This window comes from Streptomyces durocortorensis (genome assembly GCF_016901035.1).
Classification (GTDB): Bacteria; Actinomycetota; Actinomycetes; order Streptomycetales; family Streptomycetaceae; genus Streptomyces; species Streptomyces durocortorensis.
This window is the reverse complement of sequence record NZ_JAFEUF010000272.1, coordinates 1-5,839: the sequence shown is the minus strand read 5'-3', so window position 1 is coordinate 5,839 and position 5,839 is coordinate 1. Positions and strand designations below refer to the sequence as shown.

Genomic DNA, 5,839 nt, shown 5'->3' with positions numbered 1-5,839 from the left:
TTTCTCTCCCCCACTGCCATATAGTATTAGGCACGGGGCCGCTGGGCGGCTCCTTCTGCCTTTGGCCCTGTCCGGGCCGGCGGGGGCGGGGGGGGGGGGCGGGGGCCCCCCCCCCCCCCCCCGACGACGACACGAGTCCGCGCCCGTCCCCCGACCCGGAGAAGCCCCGCCGGAGCGTGACCGGCACCCGCAGGGTCATCGCGGCGGCGTTCCTGCTGCCCGCGCTGGTGCTGCTCGGTGCGCTGGTGGTCTATCCGATCGGGTACTCGGTCTACCGGTCGTTCTTCGACCAGGCCGGTACGGGCTTCGCCGGGATCGACAACTACAAGGCCCTGTTCACCGACGACACGATCCTCACGGCGGTGAAGAACAACGCGATCTGGGTGGCCCTCGCCCCGACGGTCGCCACCGCGCTCGGGCTGATCTTCGCGGTGCTGACCGAACGGATCCGTTGGGGCACCGCGTTCAAGCTGATCGTCTTCATGCCGATGGCGATCTCGATGCTGGCGGCGGGCATCATCTTCCGGCTGGTGTACGACCAGGCTCCAGAGCGGGGTGTGGCCAACGCGGTGGCGGTGGGCGTGCACGACACGTTCAACCAGTCCTCCGGCTTCCCGAAGGCCCGCCCGCTGCCCGTCCACCCGCTGGAGAAGGCGGCCGGCGGAACATTCGTCTCCAAGGAGCCGATCCGCGCGGGTCAGCCGCTGCGGGTGCCGCTGGTCGGTGTGGCTCCGGCGAAGATGCCGGGCGACGCGCGGCCCGCCGAGGGCGCCCCGGCCGCCTCGGGGGACAAGATCTCCGGGACGGCGTGGCTGGACTTCACCCGGGGCGGCGGCGGGAAGCCGAACGTCGTCGACCCGAAGGAGCTGGGCCTGAAGGGCCTCAAGGTCGAGGCGGTGAAGGACGGCAAGGTCGTCGCCACGGCCACAGCGGGAGCGGACGGGGTGTTCAGCCTGCCCGCCTCCGCGGACGGGGCCCAACTGCGCCTGCCCGCCGACAACTTCCGCGAGCCGTACAACGGCGTCGACTGGCTCGGCCCGTCCCTCGTGACGCCCGGGATCATCGGCAGTTACGTGTGGATGTGGGCCGGGTTCGCCATGGTCCTGATCGCCGCCGGTCTTGCCGGTCTGCCGCGCGAACTGCTGGAGGCGGCCCGGGTGGACGGGGCCAACGAGTGGCAGGTGTTCCGCCGGATCACGGTGCCGATGCTCGCGCCGGTGCTGGCGGTGGTCCTGGTGACCCTGATGATCAACGTGCTGAAGGTCTTCGACCTGGTGTTCATCATCGCGCCGGGCTCTTCCCAGGACGACGCGAACGTCCTGGCGCTCCAGCTGTACCGGTCCTCGTTCGGCACGGACGCGGACCTCGGGATCGGCAGCGCGATCGCGGTGCTCCTGCTGCTGCTGGTGATCCCGGTGATGCTGGTCAACATCCGCCGGATCCGGAAGGAGGGACGGCGATGAGCAGCGCACCGGAGACGAACAGCGCACCGGACGTGAACACCGCACGCATCGGCCGCCAGAAGGCGGTCTCCCGGCAGCCGGGCGCCCCCGAAGCGCCCAAGCCGAAGCAGTCCCTCGCGGCCAGGATCGCCGCCCGGGCCGGCGGCGGGGTGATGCGGGTCTTCCTGATCCTCGTCGCCCTGTTCTGGCTGATGCCCACGATCGGTCTGCTGCTGTCCTCGCTGCGCGGTCCGCAGGACATCGCGGCGACCGGCTGGTGGAAGATCTTCACCGCCCCGTCCGAGCTGACCTTCGACAACTACCAGCGGCTGCTGGACAATTCGACGATCACCGGCTCGCTCGTCAGCACGATCATGATCACCGTGCCGTCCACCGTGCTGGTGGTGGTGATCGGCTCACTGGCCGGATACGCCTTCGCCTGGATGGAGTTCCCCGGCCGCGACTGGTGGTTCCTGCTGGTCGTGGGGTTGTTGGTGGTACCGGTGCAGGTCGCGCTGATCCCGGTCTCCGAACTGTTCGGCACCATCGGGATCTTCGAGACGACGCTCGGGGTGGTGCTGTTCCACACGGCGTTCGGCCTGCCGTTCGCGATCTTCCTGCTGCGGAACTTCTTCGCGGAGATCCCCCGCGAGCTGCTGGAGGCCGCCCGGCTCGACGGGGCGGGCGAGATCCGGCTCTTCACCCGAGTCGTGATGCCGCTGGGCGGTCCGGCGATCGCCTCGCTCGGGATCTTCCAGTTCCTGTGGGTGTGGAACGACATGCTGGTCGCGCTGATCTTCGCGGACTCCGAGTCGCCGCCGATCACCGTGGCGCTCCAGCAGCAGGTACGCCAGTTCGGCAACAACATCGACGTGCTCGCGCCCGGCGCGTTCGTGTCGATGGTGATCCCGCTGGCGGTGTTCTTCGCCTTCCAGCGGCAGTTCGTCTCCGGCGTGATGGCGGGCGCGGTGAAGTAGCGGGGTCGGCAAGGCAGTTCGACCGGCCGGGTAGCCCGTCCGGTCGAGCAGCCCTCACCGCACAGACGTACGGCCGTCCGTCAACAAGGAGCGGCCCGGTTCCCCGGAACCGGGCCGCTTCGGCGTCCTGGTCCCCCGATTGCCACGTCCGGCGTAACCCTGTCATTCCATCCGACGTTTGCGCTCTGCCTGGTTTCCGCGAACGATCGACCCATGGATGTGTAGTGCCCCGGTTCTCCGTCATCGTGCCCGCTTTCCGGGTCCAGGCGTATCTGCACGCGTGTCTGGATTCCGTGCTGGCCCAGTCCTTCAAGGACTACGAGATCGTCGTGGTCGACGACTGCTCCCCCGACGCCTGCGGGCCGATCGCCGACGAGTACGCCCGCCGGGATCCTCGCGTCACCGCACTGCACCTGCCCCGCAACATCGGCCTCGGGCCGGCCCGCAACGCCGGGATGGGCCGGGCGGCGGGCGACTACCTGATCTTCCTCGACGGCGACGACACCCTGCTGCCGGACGCGCTCCAGACCATCGCCGACCGGATCGACGCGACCGGCGAGCCCGACGTCCTGATGTACGACTACGCCCGTACGTACTGGACGGGCCGCAGCGTCCGCAACGTCCTGGCCGCCCACCTCGACGAGGCCGGCCCCGAACGCTTCCGGCTCACCGACCGCCCCGAGCTGCTGCAACTCCTCATGGTCGTCTGGAACAAGGCGTACCGCCGCGCGTTCGTCGAGGCCGAGGGGTTCACCTTCCCGCCCGGCTACTACGAGGACACCCCCTGGACCTACCCGGTCCTGATGTCGGCCGACTCGATCGCGGTGCTCGACGCGGTCTGCGTCTCCTACCGGCAGCGGCGGCGCGGCAACATCCTCTCCACCACCAGCGAGAAGCACTTCGACGTCTTCGACCAGTACGACCGGGTCTTCGCGTTCATCGACTCCCGCCCCGAACTCGCCCTGTGGCGGCCGGTGATGTTCCGCCGCATGCTCGACCACTTCTCGGCGCTGTTCGCCTCCCGGGACCGGCTGCCGCTGCACAGCCGCGCCGCGTTCTTCCGCCGGGCGGCCGCGTCCTGCCGCCGCTACCGCACCCCCGGCGCCCCGGTCCCGCGCCGCGCGCTGCTGCGGCACGGCCTGCTGCGGCTCGGCGCGCGGCGCACCTACCAGGCCCTGTCCGGGGCCCAGCGCCTGAGCGGCCGGCTGCGCCGGGTCGCGGCCGCCGTGCGCCGCACGGTACGGGGTGCGGCGCTGCGGGCGCACTACCGGATCCAGTTGCGGCTGCCGCTGCGCCCCCGGGACGCGGTGTTCGCCACCCGGGCCGGCAGCGGGTACGGGGGGAGCCCGGCGGCGGTCGAGGCGAAGGTCCGCGAGCTGGTGCCGGGGGTACGGACGGCCTGGATCTGCCGCCCCCTCGACGCCCACACCGTGCCGACCGGCACCCGTCACCTCGCGCCCGGGACCTTCGCCAACGGGGCGGCGCTGGCCCGGTCCGCGTACCTGGTGAACGACGGCGCCTTCGACCGGGGGCTGGTCAAGCGCCGGGGCCAGGTCCTTCTCCAGACGCACGAGGGCACACCGCTGCGGACCGTGGGCACCGATCTGCTGGACCGGCCCGCCGCCGCCCGGGGCACCGACTTCGAGGAGCTGCTGCGGTCGGTCGACACCTGGGACTTCTCCCTCTCGGCCAACCCGCACTCCACCCTCGTACGGGAGCGGGCCTATCCGTCGGCGTACACGACGCTGGAGTACGGCTCGCCGCGCAACGACGTCTACCACCGCACCGGCCCGGCCGACGTGGCGCGGCTGCGCGAGACGCTGGGCATCCCGGAGGGGGCCACCGCCCTGCTGTACGCCCCGGTGCCCCGCGACTACCGGCGTGTCCAGCGGCCCCCCTTGGACCTGGAGCGGCTGGTACGGGTCCTGGGCCCGCAGTTCGTCGTCCTGGCCCGGGCGCCGCGCCCGGCGGGCCCCGGGGGCAGCCACCGTGCGCCGCATCCCCGGATCATCGATGTGAGCGCGCACCGGTCCGTGGAGACGCTGGCGCTCGCCTCGGACGCGCTGATCACCGACTACGCGTCGCTGATGTTCGACTACGTCAACCTGGACCGCCCGGTGGTGCTGCACCTCGACGACATCGAGGCGTACGAGGCGGCCCGGGGCACGTACTTCGACATCACGGGGTTCCCGCCCGGCATCGTGGCCCGGAGCCAGGACGAGCTGTTCGACATCTTCTCGACCGACCACTGGCGGGGCTCCCGCTCAGCGCAGCTGCGGGCCGCGTTCCGGGCCCGGTTCTGTCCGTACGACGACGGGTACGCCGCCGAGCGGGTGGTGCGGCGGGTCTTCCTCGGGGAGACGGACGGGCTGCCGCTGCCGGTGCCGTCCGCGGCCCGCCGGACGCCTGCGGCCCTGCCCGCGCAGGACGGGGCCGGGGCGGCTGCCCGGGGCTGACCGGGCCCGTACGGCGCGGCCCGCTCAGCGCTCCAGGAACGCGAACAGCTCCTCCCAGCGGCGCAGGGTCTCCGGCTCGGAGAACCGCTGGACGCCGGAGCGGGCGCGCGCGCCCATCGCGTCGCGCAGCCGGGGGTTGCCGGTGAGTCGCAGCAGCCGGTCGGCAAGCGCGGCGACGTCCCCGGCGGGGGCGAGAAGCCCGTCCTCGCCGTCCCGGACGATCTCGCGCACCCCGGGCGCGCAGTCGAAGGCGGCGCAGGGCACCCCACTGGCCATCGCCTCAAGGAGCGCGAGCGGGAAGCCCTCACCCCGGGAGGACTGGACGAAGACGGAGGCGTCCGCCAGGGCCCGCTCCACGTCGTCGGTACGGCCCATCCACTCCACGGACCCGTCGAGGCCGAGCCCGGTGCACTGCGCCTTCAGCGCGGCCTCGTCCTCGCCCGCCCCGTACATGCGCAGCCGCCAGTCGGGGCGGGCCGCGGCGACCAGGGCCCAGGTGTCCAGGAGCAGGTCGATGCCCTTCTGGTCGCTGAGCCGGCCGATGCTCGCGACGGTCTTCGCCGTGCGCGGCGAGGGCACGACGGGGAGGCGGGAGAGGGCGTTGGGCAGGAAGCCGACGTTGTTCATGCCGTCGCCGGCCCACCGGTCGGCGTCCTCCTCGGTGAGGACGAGCCAGTGGTCGAGGTCCCGGTAGTGGTTCTTGATCCAGCGGTAGCGGTGACTCGCGCGGGAGTAGCCGTAGGACTCGTGGCTCATCCCGATGACCCGCAGCCCGGTGGTGTCGGCCTCCCCGACCCACTCCATCGCCCAGACCTGGGTGACGATGACGACCGCGCCGGGGCCGGCGGTGGCGAAGAGCTCCGAGAGCCGTCCGACCGCCTGCTTCTTCGCGGCGACCCGGGCCGCTTCCCTGCGCCGGGTGGGGATCCGGAATCGGTCGCGGACGCCGTGAGGCGTCCAGGGG

The 5,839-nt window shown here is 72.0% G+C and carries 4 protein-coding genes; 3 read left to right on the top strand and 1 reads right to left on the bottom strand.

Features of this window, described 5'->3' with window-relative positions; translation table 11 throughout:
- Nucleotides 1-176 precede the first annotated feature (176 nt).
- From JS521_RS30945 to JS521_RS30935, 3 genes are all read left to right on the top strand, one after another.
- Nucleotides 177-1,463 (top strand): carbohydrate ABC transporter permease, encoded by a 1,287-nt coding sequence (locus JS521_RS30945; RefSeq protein WP_205086237.1) that lies wholly within the window; start codon nucleotides 177-179, stop codon nucleotides 1,461-1,463.
- The gene (locus tag JS521_RS30940) at nucleotides 1,460-2,419 is read left to right on the top strand and encodes a carbohydrate ABC transporter permease (protein WP_205086236.1); all 960 of its coding nucleotides are present in this window, start codon (nucleotides 1,460-1,462) and stop codon (nucleotides 2,417-2,419) included. Before JS521_RS30945 ends, JS521_RS30940 begins: the two co-directional genes overlap by 4 nt.
- A gap of 224 nt (nucleotides 2,420-2,643) precedes the next feature.
- The gene (locus tag JS521_RS30935; protein WP_205086235.1) at nucleotides 2,644-4,875 is read left to right on the top strand and encodes a bifunctional glycosyltransferase/CDP-glycerol:glycerophosphate glycerophosphotransferase; all 2,232 of its coding nucleotides are present in this window, start codon (nucleotides 2,644-2,646) and stop codon (nucleotides 4,873-4,875) included.
- Nucleotides 4,876-4,899: 24 nt separating this feature from the next.
- Here the strand turns inward: JS521_RS30935 and JS521_RS30930 are convergent.
- Nucleotides 4,900-5,839, bottom strand: a 940-nt coding sequence (locus JS521_RS30930; protein WP_205086234.1) for a glycosyltransferase, incomplete at its 5' end; no start/stop codon positions are given.